Consider the following 21,195-nt stretch of genomic DNA (forward strand, 5'->3'; position numbering starts at 1 on the left):
GAAACCTCAATTGGACTGCTTGGCAAGATCTTGTTCGATCTCTGCCCAATCGTCGAAGTGGATTACATTGCAGGGTGAATTCACGTTCTCGAGCCAGACAAAGACGGAGATGAATGGCTGGTCATAGACCCGGGTGGCGTGGGGATCGCCCGCCGCGTTCCAGATAAGTGATCCAGCCGGATAATCCTGCCAGTCACGGGTGCCAAACCGCCAACCAGATTTCTCGGACAGGTTCAGGTACAGCTCTGGCGCGTCGTGGTTGTGGTCGCGATACAGCGTCCTTGGGCCCAGCATGAAAATGCCAAGGTTGAAATCGGGATGGTGATGTCCACATGCGTCTGGCCCAATCAGCAGAGTATGTAGGTTACACTTTGTGTATCCCTCGCCCAATTCGGCACCAGGGGGATAGAATTGGGCGTTGTCTTCGCGCCAGATCAGATCATCCTTGGCCGCTTTCAGACAACGTGCGATTTCTTGCAATTCGGGGGCGACAATCCCGGCGATGGCGTTCTTCAGAACCTCATCGTGCCGGGTTCCTTGGGGAGGTAAATCAATGAGCCGCTCGTCGGACAGGTCCATGGCTGCCAGCTTGTCCAACGTCAGATCAACGCCGCGCGGGGCAGCTCTATGTGCCTGCAGATAGGTGACAATGGAATGAATAAGCGCCTGAATACGACGTTGCTTGTCTGTCATGATTTTAGGCCCGCGCGAGTTGAAATGTCTTGCCGCACGAGCTTCTTGTCGAGCTTGCCGACGCTGGTTTTAGGAAGGCTGGTGACAAAGAATATACCGTCGGGAACTGCCCATTTTGAGATCTCGCCTGCGTCGACGCGCGACTGGATTTCTTCAATGACTCTCAAGCGCACAATATCCGGATCGGCATCCTTTGCGGCTTGAGCGACCAACACTGGCCGCTCGCCCCACTTCGCGTGCGGCAGCCCGATCGCGGCGACGTCCTCGATGCCACCACAAGACGATGCTATGTTTTCCAGTGCCAGTGAGGAAATCCACTCGCCGCCGGTCTTGATCACGTCCTTGAGGCGGTCAGTGATCTGCAACGACCCATTCTCGCGGATATACCCAACATCCCCGGTATGCAGATACCCACCATCCCAAAGTTCATCTGAGGCTTGCGCGTTGTCCAGATAGCCTTGTGTCAACCAGGGAGCCCGAGCAACAACTTCGCCGGTTGTTTCGCCATCATGTGGGACCTCCTGCATATCCGGTGTCACAACGCGAAGGTCGACAAGCGGGCCGGGAAAGCCGGTTTGCGCCTGCACCTCTGGATCGTCGCTGGACAAATCGGCCACTGTCAAAAACGGACAGGTTTCGGACATCCCATATGCCGCATGCAAGGATATGCCTGCCGCCGCCGCCCGGTCCTGTAGAATGCGCGGCAAAGCGGCCCCGCCAATGATGACCTTCCATTGGCTTAGGTCAGTTTGCGGGCAGTTGGGATGGTCGAGCACCATTGACAGAACCGTGGGCACGCAATGGGAAAAGGTGACGTTTTCGTCTTCAATCAATCGCAAGATTGTTTCAGGGTCATATCGACCGGGATAGACCTGACGCAGCCCCAGCATCGTTGCGGCATATGGAAATCCCCAGCCGTGGACGTGAAACAAGGGCGTCAGCGGCATGTAGACGTCGCCGCGATGAAATCCGGCGTTTCCGGGCCACGCTCCGAAGCCGGCGATCAGGCCCAACGTGTGAAGGACCAACTGCCGATGTGAATAGCTCACCCCTTTGGGATTGCCGGTTGTCCCAGTCGTATAAAACAGGGTTGCGGTTTGGTTTTCATCGAAGTCCGGGAAGTCAAAGCTGCCTGAGGCATCGCCTATCCACTCTTCATATCCTTCACCGTCGCCAATCGGCACAATGATGATGTCCCGATCAAAATCCGATTTGATGTCATCAATGAGCGGCATGAAATCGCGGTGCACGATAATCAGGTCCGGCTGCCCATGGTTGATCGTATAGAGAACCTGGGCAGGAGATAGACGGACGTTGATCGTGAAAAGGGACGCGCCCATCATCGGGATCGCGAAAAAACACTCAAGATAACGGTGCGTATCCCAATCCATGACACCGACGCGCATGCCCTCATGTATCCCGCTGGCCTTTAGAGAATTGGCAAGTTGGCGCACGCGTTTGCCCAAGTCCGCGTAACTCAGCCGCATTTCGGTGCCGCTGACGATCTCTTGGCTGGCTGACGCAAGCTGGGATCCGGCCAGCAAGTGTTTAATCAGCAATGGATAGCCATATGCATTTGGCGAAGGTGAAAGTGGTGGCATGAAGGTGGAATCCCATAGCATCTCTATCTGCTAATCTGACATTTCTCACCCAGTCGAAGAATTGAAAGAAATTTCCTTTCATCAAGAAATTCTAACCGATCATATCGCACCGCGAATTGCGTTTTACCCCCTGACAGGCTATGAAAAAGAGTATCAAAACCCTGCTGCATTCGCGCCCGTCGCCGGATAACTCTGCTTGAGGGTAAGCAGAATTGATTTCATCGAGGAGATGCAGCAATGACCACTCACATGCCCACGCTGGTTTCACTGCGCGCTTTTGAGGCAGTGGCGCGTCACAAGAGTTTCCGAAAGGCTGCAGAAGAGATTTGTGTGACGCACGCGGCGGTCAGCCACCAAGTCAAAGCATTGGAAACATCAATCGGCGTTAAGCTGCTGGAACGCACAAGCCGTTCGGTCGAACTGACACCGGCTGGCGAGCAGTATTACCCGCCAGTACGCGAACACATTCAGGGAATCATCAAAGCCACACGGCGCATCCAGACACCTGAGGAACCGGACGTGTTGCTCGTTCAGTCCTACGCAAGTTTCAACACAATGTGGCTCCAACCCAGATTGGCTGAATTTCTTCAGGATAATCCGGACACACGCGTGCGCATAGTCTCTACCTTTGAAGACGGTGATTATGACATGCACCGGTTCGATGTGGGCGTGTTCAATGCACCACCATTTGACAAACGGTTTAACTATAGCCCCTTGTTCGAAACCGATATCTACCCGGTATGTGCTCCAGAGGCCTTGAAAACCGCAAGCGGTGGAGTGCCGCTGGAAGAGCTAAGAAATTTCCTGCTGTTGAGTGTCCCAAGCACATGGAATGAGCCGGATGACTGGGACTGTTGGTTGGATGCGGCAGGCTTAGATCGCGAAACCATGAAATTTGGCTCAATCTTCGATAACTACCCTCTTGTCCGCGAAGCCGTTTTGAACAACCACGGAATGAGCATCTCAAGGGCACCGTTTTGCACGCGTGATCTTGAAAGGGGGCGCTTGGTCAGACCGTTCGACATTTCGGTGCCAGAGCCAGGCCGCTGGTATCTGGCGACGCAAAAAGAGCGTGCACCCAACCCCAAGCTCGATACATTTATCGACTGGCTGTTCGAACAGATCGAGGCCGACCCAGCCATGCGGTTCTTCCGGGCCTGATCTGTTGAATTACAGCTCTGCCGTCAGCGCGCGTCAGGACTGACGCGCACCTGCTTCGGAGGCAACACGAGGGACGAGAGCGCGAACCAGTTCGGTCATGTCCAGTGTGCCGACCGTCTGCTCCCCATCCTTGACAACATAGGCGTGTGACGTATCCCCGCCGGACCGCGCGATCATGCTTTCGAGCGTGTCGTTCACGTCCACTTCGCCATGGGCATCCGCGGGCACTTTGTCATCCCCAAGTGGGGTCATAACCGAGCGCACCCGCAGAACCCGTGCGCGGTTGATGTCGCTCACGAAGTCTTCGATGTAGGGATCGTTAGGGTTCAACAGAATATGCTGCGGCTCGCCCTGTTGTACAACAAAACCATCCTTCAAGATCACAAGGTGATCGGCCAGCTTCAGCGCCTCATCAAGGTCATGCGTGATGAAGATGATGGTCTTGTGCAGCTCTTTTTGCAGCTCGAGCAGCAGGTCCTGCATGTCGGTCCGGATCAGCGGGTCAAGTGCCGAGAAAGCCTCGTCCATCAGCATGATCGGTGTGTTTGCACTCAGTGCCCGAGCAATGCCCACACGCTGTTGCATCCCACCAGACAGCTGCGCCGGATAATGGTTCTCGAACCCGCTCAGACCGACGCGATCCAGCCATTTCGCGGCTTCGCGGTCGCAGGTGGCCTCGTCTTCGCCACGCACCGACAAGGGCATGCCTGCATTCTTCAGCACGGTCTTGTGCGGCAATAACGCGAACTTCTGGAACACCATCGACATCTTTTCCTGTCGAGCATGGCGCAACCCGTCCTCGGACAGTTGCATCACGTCCTCACCCTGCACGATGATCTCGCCCGCAGTGGGTTCGATCAACCGGTTCAGGTGGCGGATCAGAGTAGATTTCCCAGAGCCGGACAGGCCCATGACCACTGTGATTTCCCCCGCCTGCATATCGACGTTGATATTGTTGAGCCCCAACACGTGCCCGTGCTGCGCCAGCAATTCTTCCTTGCCCATGCCTCCTTTGACATGCTGCAACACGTCCTTGTCGCGGGCGCCAAATATTTTATAGAGCCCGGACAGGCGGACCATTGGTTGTGTCATTGAACCGGCTCCTTAATGTTTGACTTGGGTCTTATCGACCCGTGTGAGAGCTGCCTTGGACACGCGGTCAAGGATCACGGCCAGCAGAACAATGCCGATGCCAGCGACGATGCCCACACCCAGTTCAAGGTTTCGGATACCGCGCAACACGTTCACGCCAAGGCCAGGGGCCGAAACAAGAGAGGCGATCACGACCATGGCAAGGCTCATCATGATGGTCTGGTTGATCCCGGCCATGATGTTCGGCAGCGCCAGCGGCAATTGTACTCGCATCAGTTTCTGGCGGTCATTCATGCCAAAGGCATTGGCCGCTTCGATCACGTCCTGATCTACAAGGCGGATGCCCAGATCGGTCAGGCGGATCACCGGGACAATCGCGTAAAGGATGATTGCAATCCCGTAGAGTTTGGATTCCGTGACCGAGAACAAGAAAATCAGAGGGATCAGGTACACGAAGGTCGGCAGGGTCTGCAGCAGGTCGAGTAACGGAACCACGCTTTTTTGCAATCGGTCAGATTTCGACATGGCAATGCCAATGGGTACACCGAACAGCACCGATATCGTCGTACATACAAAGATGATCGACAGAGTCTGCATCGCCACATCGTAGTGGTCTACGACGGCCAGCAGCATAATCGAGACGGCGACGAAGATCGTCACAGGGCGCGAACGCGACGCGTACCAGGAAATCGCCACCAGAAGCGGGACCATGATGAACCATGGCGTCGCTTCAAACAGCCAAAGTGCGCCATCCAATATCCAGCTCAATGGCTGTGTGATCGGGTCCAGAACGGTTTTCAGGACCGGTTTGGCTGCCAGAAACCCTTCTTCGATCCCGTTGGTTACATCGCGCGACTGCCATATGCGGTTGCAGCTTTCGTGCAGATTATCAAATGAGGGAATTGGAACGAGCGGCCCAGAGGCCTCTTCTCCTCCTGCTTGCGCCGCAAGGTCCGCCAGCGAAAGAGGCGCTTTGTCATCTGACGTGCCACACCATTCGCTCAAACCCAATGCGCTGAATAACTTGTCATAGAAGGCCATTTATCCCACTTTCCGATCTACTTCAGTGCGTTAGGGGCATCGCTGAGGATGCCCCTGTCCATGCAGTTTACTGCAGCAATGCGGAAAGTTTGTCGCGCGCAGCATCGTTAAGCCACGCTCCCCAGACATCCTTGTAGGTCGTCAGAAAGTGCACCGCACCTTCATCGTAGGAGGCATTGTTGTCCTCGACCCATGCCAGCGTTTCGCCCATCTGTGCGTTGGTGAAGGACAGATTTGTCATCAGGTCAGACACTGCTGCGTTTTCGGCCATGAATTCTTTCGACAGAACTGTAACGACTTCACTGCGGGGGAAGGCGCTCATTTCTGGCGTCGCGCATTCCGCTGTGATGTTGCAGGCGTGCTTTTCAGGGTCATGGGGGCCCATATCGACCAGGGTCATCGGGTATTTGCCCAGTACCGATGTCGGTGCCCAATAAAAGCCGAACCACGGCTCTTTGTTTTCGTAGGCGGCAGCGATCGAAGCCGCAAGGGTTTCGCCTGATCCATGCACGAAGTTTTCAATGCCTGCATCAATCAGCCCGCCTGCCTTCATCAGGTTGGTGCTGACATTCAGACAGGTCCATCCCTCGGGGCAATTGTGAAAGCGATTTCCGACGAGTTCGGGGTTGGCTGCGATGCCTTCAATTGTTGCCAGTTCCGGATGCTCCTCCACAAGGTAGTTCGGAACAAAGAACCCTTCGACACCGCCATCTGACAGAACTTCGGTCACAGGAATGATTGCACCTGAGTCAACCAGCCCTTGGTAAGCCGGCGCGCCGTTTGTCCAGATTTCAGTCAGAATATCGGGCTCTCCTGTCTCGGAAACGGATGCCAGCGCAGGGTTGCTCGAGAGCGGAACCGTGGTCACTTCGCAACCATAGCCTTGCTCCATCAGAAACTTCGAGACCGCGGTCACAATTTGCGCTGACCCCCAATCGGCCTGCATCAGTGATACTTCACCGCATTCGTTTGCCTGGGCCGCCGAAGCGGTGATTGCCGCAGCAAATACACACCCGAGACCCGCTGATATCTTGAACATTTCTTTCCTCCTTGTCATCGGCGAAACAGGGGCAGAGAAACGCTCCAATCCAAAATTCGCCTTATTTGTAGCGATGATTTGTACCGATAGGCCCAAGAGTAAAAAACTGAAAAGAATTTTGAATCATGTACAATTGCTTACAGGTAGAATGTCACAGCCAAGCTCGTGCACAGTGAACATCGTTCCAACGAATACGTGTTAGATGCAATTCTTTGTGTGACATATGCAGGTGAGTTTTCGGATCTTTTTTTAAGAGACAGAACGAGGTGTCATCACACCCAAGGGTGTCCATTCTGGACTTGTCACTTTCATTCGAGCGAACTGCAGCATTGAGTCAATGTGGGCACCCTACGGTCATTCGCGTCTGTTGCGACGAATGTCCGATATGGACCGATAGCTTTTTAGAAACCATGCCAACGAATAATTGCAAGCCCGGAATAGCTGTTTTGCGATGGGCCTTTACGACAGCCGCGTCCAAAGAGGCGTGCCGTATAGAAGCCATGGCTTGTAAAGAACCCGAGAAAGGTTCGGAAGCGAAGGCTGCTCATCTTCCGACGACACTTTTTGAACTCCCAAGCGAATGGCTGGCGTGTTCTCAATAGGTGCCCGTTTTCGGTGTTTCTCTACGGGAATCCGTATATTTTCACCGGGAACTGCGATAGAGCTCATGGTCATTTCTACTTCTTCGGTTTCGTCATGCTTGTTCCGAGATGTTACATATTGGCGAAACTCGAAAAAATTATAGTGAACCCTGAAGATGTTCAGGATCGCGATCAGAACCCTGGGATTGTAGCTGGCACCGTTCTCAAACGAGGGACCTTTTCGAGCCCCGCCGCTGCTTGCGCGATCAGTCATACTGATGCGTTCGCGAACAGCCTCCATAAAGCTCGAAGCCGGCTGCAATGTCGCCCGGACAACGCGCCTTGTAATGGCCTTGCAAAGATCAGGATCCTTGATCTGAGAGTCTATGCCCAAAGCTTTGAATTGTTCCCTGTATCGGCGCGACAGGACTGGGAATCCGACAACCTTGTCTGTCTCGCCGCCAAACTGGACAGGACTTCGAATCCAGAGATCAGGGAAGGCACGTGTCGCAAAATTTGATATAGGAAACGGCCGAGCATCCCCGGATCGTCCAGGTTTGTAGGCAGGCTTCAGCCTGGCTTCAGTCCATGCATGCAGCGCTTCATATGGCGCAAGGTTCGGATTGGCATTCCGAAACCTTCTGAGCGATGCGTCGTATCGGTTGAACTTCGAGGTGATCTGACCCTTGGTTGCCTTCTTGTTGAAGCTCACGACAAGCCATTCAAACAAATCCTCCTTAATGTCTTCCCGGAAGATGTGCGGAACTACCCGCGCCATTGCCGCTTCTTGTTCACTGACGAGCGTTATCTTTCCGGAGGGCAACATTTCTCTCAGGCATTCGAGATGCGCCGCTTTTGTGTAGGTATCGCGCGTCATAATGCCCGAAAATGAGTTGCGCGTATCACGCTCTGACGCGGGGAAATTGAAATAGAACCTGCGAAGGAAGCTGAGCGAGAGCCGCCTTTCCTCAGCTCTGTCGAGCTCGAATTGAAGGCTCGCGTCGGGTGTCCTCTTCGCTCGCTTGAGCTTTTCATGAACCTTCTCACCGAAGAGGCGGAATTCTGACTCGGCAGCTGCGAAGAGTGCTCCTTCTTCATACCGCCCAGAGGGTCGTTGGAATTCCAAAAGGGGCGCGGTGAACGTTGTTCCATCTGCCTTGGTATAAGTCTTTCTGATCTTCACTGGCCCTTTGCGACCACCGTAGTGGTCGAGCAGATAATTGGCAGGATCAATGGTAGGATCGAAATCGACATCTATTCGGTAAATGTAGCCAGAATCGATGTCTGCACTGATCGAACAATTCAACTGTGTCAGGCGGCGGTCAGTGCGCGTCTCCCAGTTCACCGAAAGAACAATATCGTCATGGGCAATTTTGTGATGGCGAAATTTCCCGAGGCGTTCGTGGTCCTTACGCCACTTGTCCAACTGGGCCTTTTCATAAGCAAGGAGGACTTCCTCAAGCCAAAATATGCGATCGTAGAACCGCGACATGCCAACCTGTCGCCTGCCATCAGGGCTTCTGAAAATTCGGCGCATATCACTCATTCCTGACTCATTGACCAGGTGGTTCAGGATTTGGATGTTTTCAGTTCTTTCCTTCTGCCGGCGATGCGGTGCTGACACCGTAAACCGGGAGCCTCTTTGGCCTTTGCATGCTTTGCAAACGACACGCATTCCGAGGGGCTTTCCACCCTTCCGGCTACCTTTTCTGGGCGTGGTCTTGCCGTTGGCACCATCGAGGGCAAACGCAGTCGGATCTTCAAGATACCGCTTTCCGCAGCTACCGCATCTTGGTCCATCCAGAACGCCGTTCATCGACCTTAGGCGATTTGTTTCCGCCACGAAGTGAGCATTGGAAAGAACCTTCTGACCCAAGCCACATTTTCGATTCCCAGCCTTGTGCTGGCATACAATGGTTCTTGTATCCATCCATGCTCTTGGCTCGTTCCCGTATTCGAGGATGGAAGAAACCCGCGCATCTTCTTTCTTGCCCGAGGAGGACAGCTTGTATTGCCCGACACCTGCGGAAATCGCTGCGCTCGAAGCAGCCGCCAGTTTGAATTTCGAAGACCCCCCACGAGGATCAGGAATGTCAGGATTGAATGCGAAGCCAAAATTTCCACAATCCGGATTTCCGCATGTGTTCAAATTTACTCGGCCGACAACCTCTGGGTAAATCTGGTCGAGCGATAGGTTTTCAATGCTCTCGAACAAAGCCCCCCCCACCTTCAGTTTTGCCATGGCGTTTCCCGCTGATTGTTATATTGGCCAAAACTCGCAAAAACGAAGCCCGGGACTGCGAGGTCCCGGGCATCAGGCCGATCTGTCGTCGACTTTGAATTCGAAATTCAAATAGAAATCAATGTCCTGCCGGAAATATTTCGGCAGGACATGATGGGAAGCCTCCTATCGGACGGAATGCGTCAGGCATTGTCGCCGGGGCGTTTTTTCTTTGCCCAAAGCAGCGCAGAACGCCCAGATGCCGCTGCCTAAAGGCAAAGTCAGTCTGACGTCACCAGCTTTAGGTATGTCCGCTCGGCCGTCCCCCGGCCGTCAGAAGCGTCCAGTTCTTTGTACTGTTCGAAATGGCGCTGCGCCTCGGCGAAGCTGCGAAATGCGTGGTCACCGCCGGGAATAGGCTCACGATAGACATGCCCCATATGCAAACCCGGGCTAGTGCCCAAACGCTGGTCCAACGCCTCGTGTGACGGTCTCAACGTGCCTTTCCCCTCGTCGTAGGCTTGTTGAGACTTTGCAATCGACGCTGAGGCGTTTGCCTTGGCGACGATGGCAGTGGTTTCAACGGATCGGATCGAGAACCGATGCGGACCGCGCTTCATCTCTCCATCGACCTGCAACGCGCCCAGGACCCGCGTGATCTGACCATCTTCATCGCACAGGGGAAGCAAAACCATCTGCGCGTCGGTGGGTTTACGAAATGCGCCGGGTTCCGTGGTCAGTGACAATGTGATCTGCGCGGGCATGTCGAACAATGCTTCAATCGCGCGGTGCAACTCTTTGCGCGCATCGGACTGAAAAAAGACCGAGATTGGCATCCCGCGCACTTCCATATCCATAACGTCATTCAGATGCTGCCCGGCGAGCCGGATACGGGCCAGGCCCGGCGCGATCTTTTCAAGGATGAATGCTTCGTGCAGGGCGCCAGCTATTCCGCGCGGGTCAACTTCTTGCCGGGTCGGGCAAAGGCGTCCGTTGCGCAGTCCGTCCCAGTAGGCTTCCACCTGCGTGATGGAGGGATAGGTTTTGGTCTGTCGGGCCGACAGAAGTGAAACAACATTTTTGTTACGCAAATACTCGATTCTCATCACTTTGTTCCCGACGATCTGGCCCCGAATGGGATCTGTGTGATCCTTGTTCAATCGGTGACCGTTTGTTAACGAATAAGTAGGTAATGCTTACCGATGTCTTAATATGTCATATTCTGATCGAATTTGGCGGAAAATCTTATCAAATGGTTAACCACTCATGATTTACTCGATGACCGGATACGCCAGTTCTACTGGGGAACTGAATGGATTTACCTGGGTTTGGGACTTGCGATCGGTCAATGCGCGCGGGCTGGATATACGCCTTCGGCTGCCAGATGGGCTGGACGGCGTGGAGGATACGCTGCGCAAGGCGTTGAAGCAAAAGATCGCCCGTGGGAACGTATCCGTGACACTGCGTGTCTCGCATCCGGAGGACGATGGTCAATACGCGGTTAACCCGGAACGGTTGGGGCAGGCGATCTCGCATCTGCTGGCCATCTCGACCGAGGCTGAGATGCGCGGACTGACAGTTACGCCGGTTTCGGCGACAGAAATCGCTCAGCTGCGCGGTGTGATCGAAGTGCGCGCAGCAGACGCAGACAGCCGCGCGCCACTGATTGAAGCGCTGAAAGAACAGATCCCGACATTGATCGAGGCTTTCATGTCCTCGCGACAAGAAGAAGGCCAAGCGCTGTCCGAGATTATGGCGGGGCAGGTGGATCAGGTGGAAACCCTTGTCGAGCAGGCAGAAGCACTTCTAGATGACCGCTCTCAGGCACAAGCCGATGCGCTGCGCAACGCGCTGGCCCGGGTAATGGATGCGACCGAAGGCGCCGATCCTGACCGCGTGGCGCAAGAACTTGCGCTGATCGCCGTGAAAACCGATGTGCGTGAAGAACTGGATCGTTTGCGTGCCCATGTCGCGGTTGCCCGCTCGCATCTGAGCGCAGGGGACCCCGCAGGTCGCAAGCTTGATTTCCTGATGCAAGAGTTCAACCGCGAAGCCAACACGTTGTGTTCCAAGGCACAATTCAACGAACTGACCCGTGTGGGGCTTGACCTGAAGCATGTGATTGATCAGATGCGCGAACAAGTTCAGAACGTGGAGTAACCCCATGAGCGCCCCAGATACCCGCCGCGGCCTTCTTATCATCCTGTCCTCGCCTTCGGGCGCGGGAAAATCGACGCTGGCCAAGCGCCTGATGGAATGGGACCCGACGCTCAGCTTCTCGGTCTCGGCCACCACACGCGCTCCGCGCGAGGGGGAAGTGGACGGCAAGGATTACCATTTCGTCGATGAAGCGAAGTTCAAGGACATGGTCATCAAAGGCGACATGCTGGAACACGCCCACGTTTTCGGAAACTTCTATGGCTCACCCGCGAAACCAGTGCGCAAGGCCATCGAAAGCGGCAAGGACGTGCTGTTTGACGTGGACTGGCAGGGCGAGGTGCAGATCCGCAATTCGTCCATGGCATCACACTCCCTGTCGATCTTCATCCTGCCGCCCTCGATCACCGAGCTGCGCGCGCGTCTGGTCGGCCGTGGACAGGACAGCGACGAGGTGATCCAGAAACGGATGCAGAAAAGCTGGGACGAGATTAGCCACTGGGGCAGCTATGACTACGTACTGGTGAATGATGATCTTGAGGCGACGGCGCAAAAGCTGATCACCATCGTCGAGGCCACCCGCCAGCGCCGCAATCAGCAACCAAGCCTGCTGGATCACGTTCGCAAGCTGCAAGCCGAATTCGAGGAGGGAGACGCATGATTTATGAATTGGACGGGATCGCCCCGGAAATCGCCGAAGACGCCTTTATCGCGCCGGATGCCAACCTGATCGGCAAGGTACAAATCGATTCGAAAGCCTCGGTCTGGTTCGGCTCGACCCTGCGCGGCGATAACGAGCTGATCCATGTGGGCGCGGGCTCGAACGTGCAGGAGAACTGCGTTTTTCACACCGACATGGGCTTTCCGCTGACCATCGGTCAGAACGTCACAGTGGGCCACAAGGTGCTGCTGCATGGCTGTACCATCGGCGACGGCAGTCTGATTGGCATGAACGCCACCGTGATGAATGGCGCTGTGATCGGCAAGAACTGCCTGATTGGGGCAGGGGCGCTGGTGACCGAGGGCAAAGTGATCCCCGACGGATCGATGGTTTTAGGTGCACCGGGGAAAGTGGTGCGCGAGCTGGACGCGACGGCGATCAAGGGGCTGGAGGCTTCGGCACTTGGGTATCAAGCGAATGCCGCGCGGTTCTTGAACGGGTTGAAAGCCGCACGCGAATAGACATTTTCATCCCTTCGATCTCGCCTCGTTCGTCGCAATCTGCTTATCTGGTCACGACATTACTGGGAGCGTCGAATGATTGAACGGTTGGACTATGTGTCAGTAAATGGCGCCGCGATCGCAAATATGGCAAAGGCCAAGACATGCATGCCGTCGATTGGTGCCAAGCTTCGGGCGCTGATCGAACTTCGTGTCTCGCAGATCAATAGATGTGCCTACTGCGTTGACTTGCATGCCCAAGAGGCCCGCCGCGAAGGAGAAACCGTGCAGCGGCTTGATTGCCTTCCTGTCTGGAAGGAGGTGCCGTTCTTCGATGAGTCTGAAAAGGCGGCGCTCGCATGGGCCGAAGCGGTGACAAACGTTGCCGAGAATGGGGCGCCTGAAGAGCTCTATAAAGACATGTGCCAGCATTTTTCTGACGAACAGGTCGTTGATCTGACGCTGATAATTTCTCAAATGAATGCGTGGAACCGTCTAGCAATCAGCTTTGGGCATTTGCCCGAAGCGAGAGCCGACTAAGCCACAGATCGTAACACCGAGTATCCACAGATCCGAAGGCTGGATAAAAAAGGGGCCGCTGCAGTTAGCGACCCCCGGGTTCTAATGCTTTTGGCTTATGCCACAGCTTCTTTGGCTTCTTTCAGCCACGCCAGAACGGTTTCCGGTGCGCTTTCGCCATAGGGGTCTTCGCCGTGGTTATCGCAGCGGCCCGGCTCTTCGAACCATGCTTCTACAACACCGTCATTGATGACGGCGGCATAGCGCCACGAACGGGCACCGAAGCCCAGGTTGTCTTTCTGAACCAGCATGCCCATCAGGCGGGTGAAGTCGCCCGAGCCATCGGGGATGACTTTGACGTTTTCCAGCTCTTGGTTGCGGGCCCAGGCGTTCATGACGAAGCTGTCGTTGACCGACATGCAATAGATCTCGTCGATGCCCTGTGCACGGAAATCGTCTGCGCCGTTCTCATAACCGGGCAGCTGATAGGTCGAACAGGTCGGGGTGAACGCGCCGGGCAGCGAGAACAGAACAACGCGCTTGCCTTTGAAGTAATCGTCCGAGCTCATGTCCTGCCAACGGAACGGGTTCGGGCCCTCGATGCTTTCATCACGAACGCGGGTGCGGAAGGTGATGTTGGGGACGTTAACGCCTGCTTTCATTGGGAAAATCCTTTGCTGTAGCTGCGCGTGGCTGGGAATCGTTTCGCGCGTCGATGGAAGGATTAGAACGATTCCAAATGGTGCTCAACGGGGATTTTCTGCGCCGCGACAATTTGCTTGGGTTGCGCCGAATGACAGCCTTTCGTCGAGGAACTGATATGCGCGTGTTGCATAACAGAAAAGCAGGGTTTCAAGGTGACTTGGGCAGATATCGCCCCTATATAGGTCAGAACTACTGGCCCGGAGGACAGCCATGCGTGATCTGAAAATTCCTGAAAGCCGCCACCCGGAAAAGGCGCATCGCAAGGACAACGCACAGCCCAAGAAACCAAGCTGGATTCGCGTGAAAGCGCCCGGCGGCAAGGGCTATGCCGAGACGCATAAGATCATGCGCGAAAACAATCTGGTTACCGTGTGCGAAGAAGCGGGCTGTCCCAACGCAGGTGAATGCTGGAGCCAAGGTCACGCCACCATGATGATCATGGGCGAGATCTGTACCCGTGGCTGTACCTTCTGCAACGTGGCCACCGGGAAACCGGATGATCTGGATACTTTCGAGCCGGGACGCGTGGCACATGCCGTCAAGAAGCTGGGCCTGAACCACGTAGTGATCACATCGGTAGACCGCGATGACCTGAAGGACGGAGGGGCCGAGCACTTTGCCCAGACCATCCGTGCAGTCCGTCACCAGTCGCCCGACACCACGATTGAAATCCTGACTCCTGACTTCCTGAAATGTGAAGACAGCGTATTGGAAACCGTCGTTGAAGCGCGTCCCGACGTGTTCAACCACAATCTGGAAACCGTACCTGGCCTTTATCCCCAGGTGCGCCCCGGTGCCCGTTACTTCCATTCGCTGCGTCTGCTTCAGCGGGTGAAAGAACTGGATCCGTCCATGTTCACCAAATCCGGCATAATGGTCGGTCTGGGTGAGGATCGTCAGTCAGTGATGCAGATCATGGATGACATGCGTGCCGCTGACATCGATTTCCTGACCATCGGGCAGTATCTGCAGCCCACGCCGAAACACCATGCGGTCGAGCGGTTCGTCCATCCGGACGAGTTCAAGGATTACGAGACAGCCGCCTATGGCAAGGGTTTCCTGATGGTTTCGGCCACGCCGTTGACGCGGTCGTCCTACCATGCGGGTGATGACTTCGCGCTGCTGCGAAAAGCACGTGAAGAAAGTCTGGCAAAAGCCTGATAAGATTAGATTATGGTCTTCTGATGCGCTCGATTGCCATCCAATCAGGCGCACCTATGAAGTATTCATAGGCGAACAGCGCAAGACAGATCGAAATCACGATAAGGCCAAACACCACCCGTTTGGCCGAAGGCGGATTGCGCGCCCATTTTGACATCCTGAGAAGCCAAAGCGGGTTCATGGTTCAGTGTTCGCCGTCTTGGGTGTCCAGGAAACGCACCTTACCAATATGGGGCAAGTTGCGATTGCGCTGCGCATAGTCGATGCCATAGCCCACGACGAACTCGTCCGGGATCTCGAATCCCGTCCAATCTGCCTTCACGTCGACCTCGCGACGTGACGGTTTGTCCAGCAAAGCGATCGTGCGCAGCTTGCGCGGTCCCTTGGCGTGCAACATGTTGATCACATGTTTCAGAGTAAAGCCGGTGTCCACGATGTCTTCGACCACCAGTACATCTCGCCCAGCAATCTCGCCCCGTAAGTCTTTGAGAATACGGACTTCCCGGCTGCTTTCTGTCGAGTTTCCGTAAGAAGACGCTTCCAGAAAGTCGACTTCGACCGGCAGGTCCAGTTCGCGTACGACATCTGCGATGAAAACGAACGACCCCCTCAGTAACCCGACAACAATCAGTTTGTCGGTACCATCAAATTCGTCGTGAATTTCTTTCGACAGTTCTTCCACCCGCGCCGCGATTTGCTTGGCCGAGATGAGCGTATCAATGACATATGGTCGCTGAACCATGGCTTCCCCCTTGATTCTCGTCTGCATTCCTAAGACATGTGCGTCTGACTGAGAAGGAAAAAGCCAGATATGCCCACTCATGGCGAAAAACGCGTGATGCCGTATACGGCCGACCAGATGTACGATCTGGTGGCAGATGTTGGTCGTTATCCAGAGTTTCTTCCGTGGAATTCAGCCGCACGCGTGCGCCGGGTGGTTCCGCTGGACGACGGGCGGCAGTTGATGGAGGCGGATCTGGTGATCAGCTTCAAGGTATTCCGCGAACGTTTCACCAGCCGGGTGACCTTGGATCAGGCGGCGCGGCGGATTGATACCGAATATCTGGATGGTCCGTTCAAATACCTGAAATCTTACTGGACCTTCACCGATCATCCGCAGGGGTGTGAGGTCGAGTTTTTCGTAGATTTCGAATTCAAAAGCCCAATGCTGCAAAAGGTGATCGGCCTTGTCTTTAACGAGGCGATGCACCGGATCGTCGCTGCTTTCGAAAAGCGAGCCGCCGCGCTTTATCGCAGCTGATCAACTGATTAAAAGCAGAGCGATCGCGATCAGGGCGGGTAGGGCTTGTACCTGAAAGATCTTCTTTGATGCTGTTGCGGCGCCGAAAATGCCTGCAACTGCGACACACAGCAAAAAGAACAGCGCAATATTGTGCGACCAAGCCAGATCAGAGATCAGGCGTGACCAGATCAGGCCGGCAGCCAGAAAGCCGTTATACAGACCTTGATTGGCAGCCATAGCCTTTGTCGGCGCAAACAGATCACGGGGGAAACTGCGAAACACTTTCGGACCACGGCTTTCCCAAGCGAACATCTCGAACCACAGGATGTACAGGTGCAGTGCTGCGATCAGCAGGATCAGAACGGTTGCCAAGACACTCATGTTTTAATCCTTTTCGGCAAGAGGGTGGTGGGTGAAGACAAGTTCGCGCAGTCGTTCCTCCAACACATGTGTGTAGATTTCGGTCGTGGCCAGATCCGCGTGACCCAACAGCGCCTGAATGGATCGCAGATCCGCGCCATGGGCCAAAAGATGGGTGGCAAAGGCGTGGCGCAGCCGGTGTGGAGTGACATCGTTGGGCGAGACCCCGGCAGCTACGGCGATCTCTTTGATGATGGCATAAAAACGATGCCGTGTCAGATGACCGGATGCACCCGTCGACGGAAACAGAAAAGGCGAGGGCTTGATCCCTCTCTCAATCCGCGCAGTGTCTTCGGCGCCGTCCCGGCATTCTAGCCAGTCGGTCAAAGCAGAGCGCGCTTCGGTCGATAGAGGCACCAGCCGTTCCTTGTCGCCCTTTCCGCGGATCAGCAGAAGCTGAGGATCACCACGGGCGGCGGACACGGGTAGCGAGACAAGTTCACTGACACGCATCCCAGTGGCATAGAGAAGCTCCATCAAACAGACGTTGCGCAGCCGATCTGCATCTGCGCGCCCAACGTCTCGCGTGGCGCCCAACAGCGCCTCGACCTGATCTTCGGACAGGGTCTTGGGTAGCGACTTCATCTGACCCGGACCGCGAATTTTCAGGGCTGGATTGTCCGTGCGCCAGCCTTCCTCATAGGCAAATCGGAACAGTTGCTTGACGGAAGACAGTCTGCGCGCGCGGGTAGACGTAGCAAATCCCTGAAGGTCACAATCCACCAGAAAGGCCTCGATGTCGGATCGCGATAGATCATCAAAGCGCACCTTCTTATCTTCGATGTAGTCGGAGAATGCCTTCAAGTCGCGCCCATAGGCCAATCGCGTGTTTTCAGATGCCCCAAGCTCGGCCGCCTGAGCGTCCAGAAACGCCGAGATCCAGCGAGCGTGATCGGGGGTCATCCGCGTCTCTCGAGGATCAGAACCTCAAGTGCGGCCTGTCGTGCAACCCGCTCTAGTCCAATTTGACGGAAGAAAGCCAAAGCATCGGCGACTTCATCAAGATTGCCGTGGGTACCGCTTTCATAAAGAGAGATGGCGCGCAGGATCGCTTCGCCCATGCGGTCACTGTCCATAAGGGACTTCAGCCGTACAGGTATTTCGCGTGCATTCAGCCCTTCAACAACCGCACGCGAAGTCGCGTTATAGGCTGAAGCCGTTTCTGTGTTTCCCAAGGCGATTGCAGTCAAAAGAGCCTCTTTTGGGTTGCGCCCACGCGTCGGCCAAGACGCGGCAAACGCCTCGTTGCTTGCGGACAAAAGCCCAAGAGACAACGCCACGGTTCGTGCGGCAGGGTCCTGAGGTATGTTTGAAATCAGCCGCTCTCCGAACAAGCGCGCGAACGGGACTTCCAACGCCGCATCCTCGATCTGCGGCCACAGAGAGTTCAGCGAGGCGGTCAAAGCAGCCTCGTTTCCGCTGTTAAGGCTTTGTTCAAACCGGCGCACGGTCAACATCCGGTCCCAAATGCCGCCCGAGGCCGCGGGTCGGCGTTCGGTGTACAGCCCAAGCAATTGGTTCGGAGTGGCCGCCCCAACACGCGCCAATCGTTCTGCTGCTTCTGCCCGTGCTTTCCAACCGATATTTGAGCGTAGGTCAGCCTGTGCGAACGCCAAGGGCAGGTTCCCAGTGGGTATGTGTTCGCCAATCGCTTCGAACATACGAAAGGTCAGGGGTGTTAGGTCGGGTGGCCACCGTAGCGGCGGCTCGCCTTCGAATAATTCAGGATCGAGGAAACGGGCCAGAAGGGCATCTTCGAAATCCGAGATGTACCCAAGCGCCCGCCCGGTTTCGAGCGTCAGCACCGCTGCTTCCCATTCTCCGGAACGCGCCAAACAGAAAACGCGTGCGGGAAAGGTCGGGCTCAGGTCAGGTGAGCTCTTCAAGATTTCGCAGAAGCGATCTTCGGAGCCCAGAAGCAATGCGGTATCAAATCCACGCCGGAACACGCGCGGATTGGTGCTTCCGGCCCGGTTCAAAAGCGCTTCCGCCTGATCCAGCGCTCCGATGGACAACAATCGGTCGACCCGCGCCATGAACAACCGATCATCCCCGGTACGCGCGCCTTTGGGTGGGTTCAATTCGGCCAACAGCAGTGTGTTCAACAGATCCTGCATCGCAGGGTAAAGATACAGCGGCATTCCCGTGATACGGCGCGCCAGATCATCGGGACGGGATTGCCCCCAAAGATCGCGTGAAAACCCAGTGGTAGCACTTGAGAGAAGCCCAACGGCGTCCAGAACCGGGGTTTCCAGAAGGCTCATCGTAACCTGAGCGACCGACGCGCCCGTCGCGGTATCAGGCTCGTTCGGGTCAGGGGGAAGCACGACGCTGTCGATGGACGGGGGTGGAAGGGCCACACTGTCAGAAAGCCAGCCAATAGCCGACATCGGCGCGGAACTTTGTGCAGTCTGTGCCTGCACCGGCCCCATGGTCAGGGCAAAAACCGCGCTTGCAATCGCGGTTTTGTTAAATCCACTAACCGCCATTCAGCGTCACTGTGGTGCTTTGCGGCGCGCTGGGGGGCGACATGTCACCCAAATAGGCATAGCCAGACAGCCCAATCACGCCCAAAATTGCTAGAAAGAACACAAGCTTGATCAAGCGGATCAGCATAGAGAGTCACCTATTTTTCTGCCTCGGTCTTCGTTTTGCTGATTTATAACTGGTATTTCCCCCAAGATCACGCCATTCAGGAAAGAAATCTGGTTTTGGGCAAGCGAGCGCCGTTTTGGCATTCAAACTGAAAAAATCCATCGTCATGGTGGGCATGATGGGGGCGGGTAAAACTGCCGTCGGGCAGGCACTCGCCGCCCGTCTAAGTGTCCCATTCTTGGACAGCGACGAAGAGATCGTGCGCGCTGCCAACATGTCTATCGCCGAGATTTTCGAGCGCGATGGTGAAGCCTTCTTCCGGGACCGCGAAACCGAGGTAATTGGGCGTTTGCTGGATGGTCAGCGTGCAGTCTTGTCGACAGGTGGCGGGGCTTTCATGGCAGAACGCAACCGGTCCATGATCAGCGAACGTGGTGTGTCTGTCCTGCTACGCGCGGATCTGGACCTGCTTTGGAACCGGGTCAAACACAAAGACACGCGCCCTTTGCTACGGACGCCCGATCCGAAAGCGACGCTGACCGAGATCTACACGGCGCGCGTGCCCGTCTATGAATTGGCTGACCTGGTTGTGGATGCCCAACCTGATTATACGATTGCGCAGATGACCGAGGCGGTGATCGAGGTTCTGAAATCCCGCCCCGATGTGCTTGAGGAGACCTCCGCATGACAACCGTTCACGTCCCCTTGGGGGATCGCGCCTATGACGTACGGATTGCACCGGGTCTGATCGCGCGCGCTGGAGCCGAAATTGCACCCTTGTTGCCGCGCCCGAAGGTCTGGATCGTGACCGAGGAAACCGTCGCAGGCCTGCATCTGGATGCATTGAAAGCCGGACTTTCTGCCGAAGGCATCGCGTCCGAGGCTTTGATCCTACCGCCCGGCGAATCTACGAAAAGCTGGCCGTATCTGATGCAAACCGTCGAATGGCTGCTTGAACAAAAGGTCGAGCGAAAAGACGTTGTGCTGGCCTTTGGTGGCGGCGTGATTGGCGATCTGGTGGGCTTTGCTGCTGCGATCCTGCGCCGTGGTGTGCGGTTCGTTCAATTGCCGACATCTCTGTTGGCGCAGGTGGACAGTTCGGTCGGGGGCAAGACCGGGATCAACGCGCCGCAGGGCAAAAACCTGATTGGCGCCTTCCATCAGCCCTCGCTTGTTTTGGCCGATATTGACGTACTGGGTACGCTGAAGCCGCGCGATTTTCTGGCCGGCTATGGCGAAGTTGTGAAATATGGTGGCCTTGGCGACGCGTCTTTCTTTGATTGGCTCGAAGTGAACGGTCCCGCGTTAGCCGCCGGAGATCTGGCGTTGCGGGAAGAGGCCGTACGTTGGTCCGTCCAGATGAAAGCCGACATCGTCGTGCGCGATGAAACCGAACAGGGTGACCGCGCGCTTCTGAACCTTGGCCACACGTTCGGTCACGCGCTTGAAGCGGCAACCGGATATTCTGATCGCCTGTTGCACGGCGAAGGCGTTGCCATTGGCTGCGCGCTCGCGTTTGAAACCTCGGCCCGAATGGGACTATTGAGTCAGGAAAGCCCGTCGCGGTTCCGCGAGCATCTGGCGGCGATGGGAATGAAGAAAGACATCCGTGACATTCCGGGCGATTTGCCCGATGCGGATGGGCTGATTGATCTGATGGGGCAGGACAAGAAGGTTGTGCAGGGCAAGCTGCGCTTCATTTTGGCCCGTGCGATTGGCGATGCGTTCGTGGCTGATGACGTAGATATGGACGTGGTCAAAGACGTCCTGACCGAAGCACTGGCGTCGGGATAAATACACGGCCT

The 21,195-nt window shown here is 55.7% G+C and carries 23 protein-coding genes; 9 read left to right on the forward strand and 14 right to left on the reverse strand.

Annotated features, from left to right (window positions below; all coding sequences use genetic code 11):
- Positions 1–6: 6 nt before the first annotated feature.
- Positions 7–693, reverse strand: a complete 687-nt coding sequence (locus tag ALP8811_RS06645) for a dimethylsulfonioproprionate lyase family protein (protein ID WP_108856353.1) — start codon at positions 691–693, stop codon at positions 7–9.
- The gene (locus ALP8811_RS06650; RefSeq protein WP_245924585.1) at positions 690–2,252 is read right to left on the reverse strand and encodes a fatty acid--CoA ligase; all 1,563 of its coding nucleotides are present in this window, start codon (positions 2,250–2,252) and stop codon (positions 690–692) included. Before ALP8811_RS06650 ends, ALP8811_RS06645 begins: the two co-directional genes overlap by 4 nt.
- A 279-nt stretch (positions 2,253–2,531) precedes the next feature.
- On the opposite strand from ALP8811_RS06650, the gene ALP8811_RS06655 reads away from it, so the two are divergent.
- Positions 2,532–3,455, forward strand: coding sequence for a LysR substrate-binding domain-containing protein (locus tag ALP8811_RS06655; protein WP_108856355.1), 924 nt, complete (start codon positions 2,532–2,534; stop codon positions 3,453–3,455).
- Between the two features lie 33 nt (positions 3,456–3,488).
- On the opposite strand, the gene ALP8811_RS06660 is transcribed toward ALP8811_RS06655, so the two are convergent.
- From ALP8811_RS06660 to ALP8811_RS06680, 5 genes are all read right to left on the reverse strand, one after another.
- A complete protein-coding gene (locus ALP8811_RS06660) occupies positions 3,489–4,547 on the reverse strand; it encodes a quaternary amine ABC transporter ATP-binding protein (RefSeq protein ID WP_073256172.1) in 1,059 nt (352 codons plus the stop codon).
- 12 nt (positions 4,548–4,559) lie between these two features.
- Entirely contained in the window at positions 4,560–5,588 is a 1,029-nt protein-coding gene (locus ALP8811_RS06665) for an ABC transporter permease (protein WP_108856356.1), read from the reverse strand.
- A gap of 67 nt (positions 5,589–5,655) precedes the next feature.
- Entirely contained in the window at positions 5,656–6,627 is a 972-nt protein-coding gene (locus ALP8811_RS06670; protein ID WP_058274113.1) for an ABC transporter substrate-binding protein, read from the reverse strand.
- A 459-nt stretch (positions 6,628–7,086) separates the two neighbouring features.
- Positions 7,087–9,450, reverse strand: coding sequence for a hypothetical protein (locus ALP8811_RS06675; RefSeq protein WP_108856357.1), 2,364 nt, complete (start codon positions 9,448–9,450; stop codon positions 7,087–7,089).
- A gap of 260 nt (positions 9,451–9,710) precedes the next feature.
- The gene (locus ALP8811_RS06680; RefSeq protein ID WP_108856358.1) at positions 9,711–10,535 is read right to left on the reverse strand and encodes a PAS domain-containing protein; all 825 of its coding nucleotides are present in this window, start codon (positions 10,533–10,535) and stop codon (positions 9,711–9,713) included.
- Positions 10,536–10,695: 160 nt separating this feature from the next.
- Between ALP8811_RS06680 and ALP8811_RS06685 the strand changes: the two genes are divergently transcribed.
- From ALP8811_RS06685 to ALP8811_RS06700, 4 genes are all read left to right on the forward strand, one after another.
- Positions 10,696–11,589, forward strand: coding sequence for a YicC/YloC family endoribonuclease (locus ALP8811_RS06685; protein WP_108856359.1), 894 nt, complete (start codon positions 10,696–10,698; stop codon positions 11,587–11,589).
- A gap of 4 nt (positions 11,590–11,593) precedes the next feature.
- On the forward strand, positions 11,594–12,247 hold the full coding sequence (gene gmk, locus ALP8811_RS06690; protein ID WP_108856360.1) for a guanylate kinase: 654 nt from the start codon (positions 11,594–11,596) through the stop codon (positions 12,245–12,247).
- Positions 12,244–12,768, forward strand: a complete 525-nt coding sequence (locus ALP8811_RS06695; protein WP_108856361.1) for a gamma carbonic anhydrase family protein — start codon at positions 12,244–12,246, stop codon at positions 12,766–12,768. Before gmk ends, ALP8811_RS06695 begins: the two co-directional genes overlap by 4 nt.
- Before the next feature lie 75 nt (positions 12,769–12,843).
- On the forward strand, positions 12,844–13,287 hold the full coding sequence (locus ALP8811_RS06700; RefSeq protein ID WP_108856362.1) for a carboxymuconolactone decarboxylase family protein: 444 nt from the start codon (positions 12,844–12,846) through the stop codon (positions 13,285–13,287).
- 95 nt (positions 13,288–13,382) lie between these two features.
- On the opposite strand, the gene ALP8811_RS06705 is transcribed toward ALP8811_RS06700, so the two are convergent.
- Positions 13,383–13,928 (reverse strand): peroxiredoxin, encoded by a 546-nt coding sequence (locus tag ALP8811_RS06705; protein WP_108856363.1) that lies wholly within the window; start codon positions 13,926–13,928, stop codon positions 13,383–13,385.
- A 253-nt stretch (positions 13,929–14,181) separates the two neighbouring features.
- Here ALP8811_RS06705 and lipA point away from each other — a divergent pair, with 253 nt between their 5' ends.
- Entirely contained in the window at positions 14,182–15,132 is a 951-nt protein-coding gene (gene lipA / locus ALP8811_RS06710; RefSeq protein ID WP_108856364.1) for a lipoyl synthase, read from the forward strand.
- Positions 15,133–15,142: 10 nt separating this feature from the next.
- Here the strand turns inward: lipA and ALP8811_RS16315 are convergent, their stop codons facing one another.
- Positions 15,143–15,313: a hypothetical protein gene (locus ALP8811_RS16315; protein WP_181363701.1), complete on the reverse strand. Its 171-nt coding sequence runs from the start codon at positions 15,311–15,313 to the stop codon at positions 15,143–15,145.
- 3 nt (positions 15,314–15,316) lie between these two features.
- Positions 15,317–15,874, reverse strand: a complete 558-nt coding sequence (gene hpt, locus ALP8811_RS06715; protein ID WP_108856365.1) for a hypoxanthine phosphoribosyltransferase — start codon at positions 15,872–15,874, stop codon at positions 15,317–15,319.
- A 69-nt stretch (positions 15,875–15,943) separates the two neighbouring features.
- Between hpt and ALP8811_RS06720 the strand changes: the two genes are divergently transcribed.
- Positions 15,944–16,393: a type II toxin-antitoxin system RatA family toxin gene (locus ALP8811_RS06720; protein WP_108856366.1), complete on the forward strand. Its 450-nt coding sequence runs from the start codon at positions 15,944–15,946 to the stop codon at positions 16,391–16,393.
- On the opposite strand, the gene ALP8811_RS06725 is transcribed toward ALP8811_RS06720, so the two are convergent.
- From ALP8811_RS06725 to ALP8811_RS16320, 4 genes are read right to left on the reverse strand one after another with little or no spacing between them, the layout of a single operon-like run.
- Positions 16,394–16,756 carry a DUF1304 domain-containing protein gene (locus tag ALP8811_RS06725; protein ID WP_108856367.1) on the reverse strand — a complete coding sequence of 121 codons (363 nt, stop codon included), beginning with the start codon at positions 16,754–16,756 and terminating at the stop codon, positions 16,394–16,396. It abuts the gene before it with no gap.
- Positions 16,757–16,759: 3 nt separating this feature from the next.
- Positions 16,760–17,698: a site-specific tyrosine recombinase XerD gene (locus ALP8811_RS06730; RefSeq protein ID WP_108856368.1), complete on the reverse strand. Its 939-nt coding sequence runs from the start codon at positions 17,696–17,698 to the stop codon at positions 16,760–16,762.
- Positions 17,695–19,284 (reverse strand): hypothetical protein, encoded by a 1,590-nt coding sequence (locus tag ALP8811_RS06735; protein ID WP_108856369.1) that lies wholly within the window; start codon positions 19,282–19,284, stop codon positions 17,695–17,697. Before ALP8811_RS06735 ends, ALP8811_RS06730 begins: the two co-directional genes overlap by 4 nt.
- Complete coding sequence (locus tag ALP8811_RS16320) at positions 19,274–19,411, reverse strand: hypothetical protein (RefSeq protein WP_181363764.1); 138 nt, start codon at positions 19,409–19,411, stop codon at positions 19,274–19,276. The genes ALP8811_RS06735 and ALP8811_RS16320 overlap by 11 nt, the downstream gene beginning before the upstream one ends.
- A 49-nt stretch (positions 19,412–19,460) precedes the next feature.
- Between ALP8811_RS16320 and ALP8811_RS06740 the strand changes: the two genes are divergently transcribed.
- Positions 19,461–20,078 (forward strand): shikimate kinase, encoded by a 618-nt coding sequence (locus tag ALP8811_RS06740; protein WP_281260718.1) that lies wholly within the window; start codon positions 19,461–19,463, stop codon positions 20,076–20,078.
- Complete coding sequence (aroB, locus tag ALP8811_RS06745; protein WP_108856371.1) at positions 20,075–21,184, forward strand: 3-dehydroquinate synthase; 1,110 nt, start codon at positions 20,075–20,077, stop codon at positions 21,182–21,184. The genes ALP8811_RS06740 and aroB overlap by 4 nt, the downstream gene beginning before the upstream one ends.
- Positions 21,185–21,195: the final 11 nt, after the last annotated feature.

The organism is Aliiroseovarius pelagivivens (genome assembly GCF_900302485.1).
GTDB lineage: Bacteria > Pseudomonadota > Alphaproteobacteria > Rhodobacterales > Rhodobacteraceae > Aliiroseovarius > Aliiroseovarius pelagivivens.

Excerpts from the sequence above, each read along its gene's own strand:
- ALP8811_RS06660 (WP_073256172.1), bottom strand. The coding sequence starts at position 4,547 with ATGACACAACCAATGGTCCGCCTGTCCGGGCTCTATAAAATATTTGGC.
- ALP8811_RS06700 (WP_108856362.1), top strand. The coding sequence starts at position 12,844 with ATGATTGAACGGTTGGACTATGTGTCAGTAAATGGCGCCGCGATCGCA.
- ALP8811_RS06645 (WP_108856353.1), bottom strand. The coding sequence starts at position 693 with ATGACAGACAAGCAACGTCGTATTCAGGCGCTTATTCATTCCATTGTC.
- aroB (WP_108856371.1), top strand. The coding sequence starts at position 20,075 with ATGACAACCGTTCACGTCCCCTTGGGGGATCGCGCCTATGACGTACGG.
- ALP8811_RS06685 (WP_108856359.1), top strand. The coding sequence starts at position 10,696 with ATGATTTACTCGATGACCGGATACGCCAGTTCTACTGGGGAACTGAAT.
- ALP8811_RS06655 (WP_108856355.1), top strand. The coding sequence starts at position 2,532 with ATGACCACTCACATGCCCACGCTGGTTTCACTGCGCGCTTTTGAGGCA.
- ALP8811_RS06680 (WP_108856358.1), bottom strand. The coding sequence starts at position 10,535 with ATGAGAATCGAGTATTTGCGTAACAAAAATGTTGTTTCACTTCTGTCG.
- ALP8811_RS16320 (WP_181363764.1), bottom strand. The coding sequence starts at position 19,411 with ATGCTGATCCGCTTGATCAAGCTTGTGTTCTTTCTAGCAATTTTGGGC.
- ALP8811_RS06675 (WP_108856357.1), bottom strand. The coding sequence starts at position 9,450 with ATGGCAAAACTGAAGGTGGGGGGGGCTTTGTTCGAGAGCATTGAAAAC.
- gmk (WP_108856360.1), top strand. The coding sequence starts at position 11,594 with ATGAGCGCCCCAGATACCCGCCGCGGCCTTCTTATCATCCTGTCCTCG.
- ALP8811_RS06735 (WP_108856369.1), bottom strand. The coding sequence starts at position 19,284 with ATGGCGGTTAGTGGATTTAACAAAACCGCGATTGCAAGCGCGGTTTTT.
- lipA (WP_108856364.1), top strand. The coding sequence starts at position 14,182 with ATGCGTGATCTGAAAATTCCTGAAAGCCGCCACCCGGAAAAGGCGCAT.
- ALP8811_RS06725 (WP_108856367.1), bottom strand. The coding sequence starts at position 16,756 with ATGAGTGTCTTGGCAACCGTTCTGATCCTGCTGATCGCAGCACTGCAC.
- ALP8811_RS06705 (WP_108856363.1), bottom strand. The coding sequence starts at position 13,928 with ATGAAAGCAGGCGTTAACGTCCCCAACATCACCTTCCGCACCCGCGTT.
- ALP8811_RS16315 (WP_181363701.1), bottom strand. The coding sequence starts at position 15,313 with ATGAACCCGCTTTGGCTTCTCAGGATGTCAAAATGGGCGCGCAATCCG.
- ALP8811_RS06665 (WP_108856356.1), bottom strand. The coding sequence starts at position 5,588 with ATGGCCTTCTATGACAAGTTATTCAGCGCATTGGGTTTGAGCGAATGG.
- hpt (WP_108856365.1), bottom strand. The coding sequence starts at position 15,874 with ATGGTTCAGCGACCATATGTCATTGATACGCTCATCTCGGCCAAGCAA.
- ALP8811_RS06720 (WP_108856366.1), top strand. The coding sequence starts at position 15,944 with ATGCCCACTCATGGCGAAAAACGCGTGATGCCGTATACGGCCGACCAG.
- ALP8811_RS06695 (WP_108856361.1), top strand. The coding sequence starts at position 12,244 with ATGATTTATGAATTGGACGGGATCGCCCCGGAAATCGCCGAAGACGCC.
- ALP8811_RS06670 (WP_058274113.1), bottom strand. The coding sequence starts at position 6,627 with ATGTTCAAGATATCAGCGGGTCTCGGGTGTGTATTTGCTGCGGCAATC.
- ALP8811_RS06730 (WP_108856368.1), bottom strand. The coding sequence starts at position 17,698 with ATGACCCCCGATCACGCTCGCTGGATCTCGGCGTTTCTGGACGCTCAG.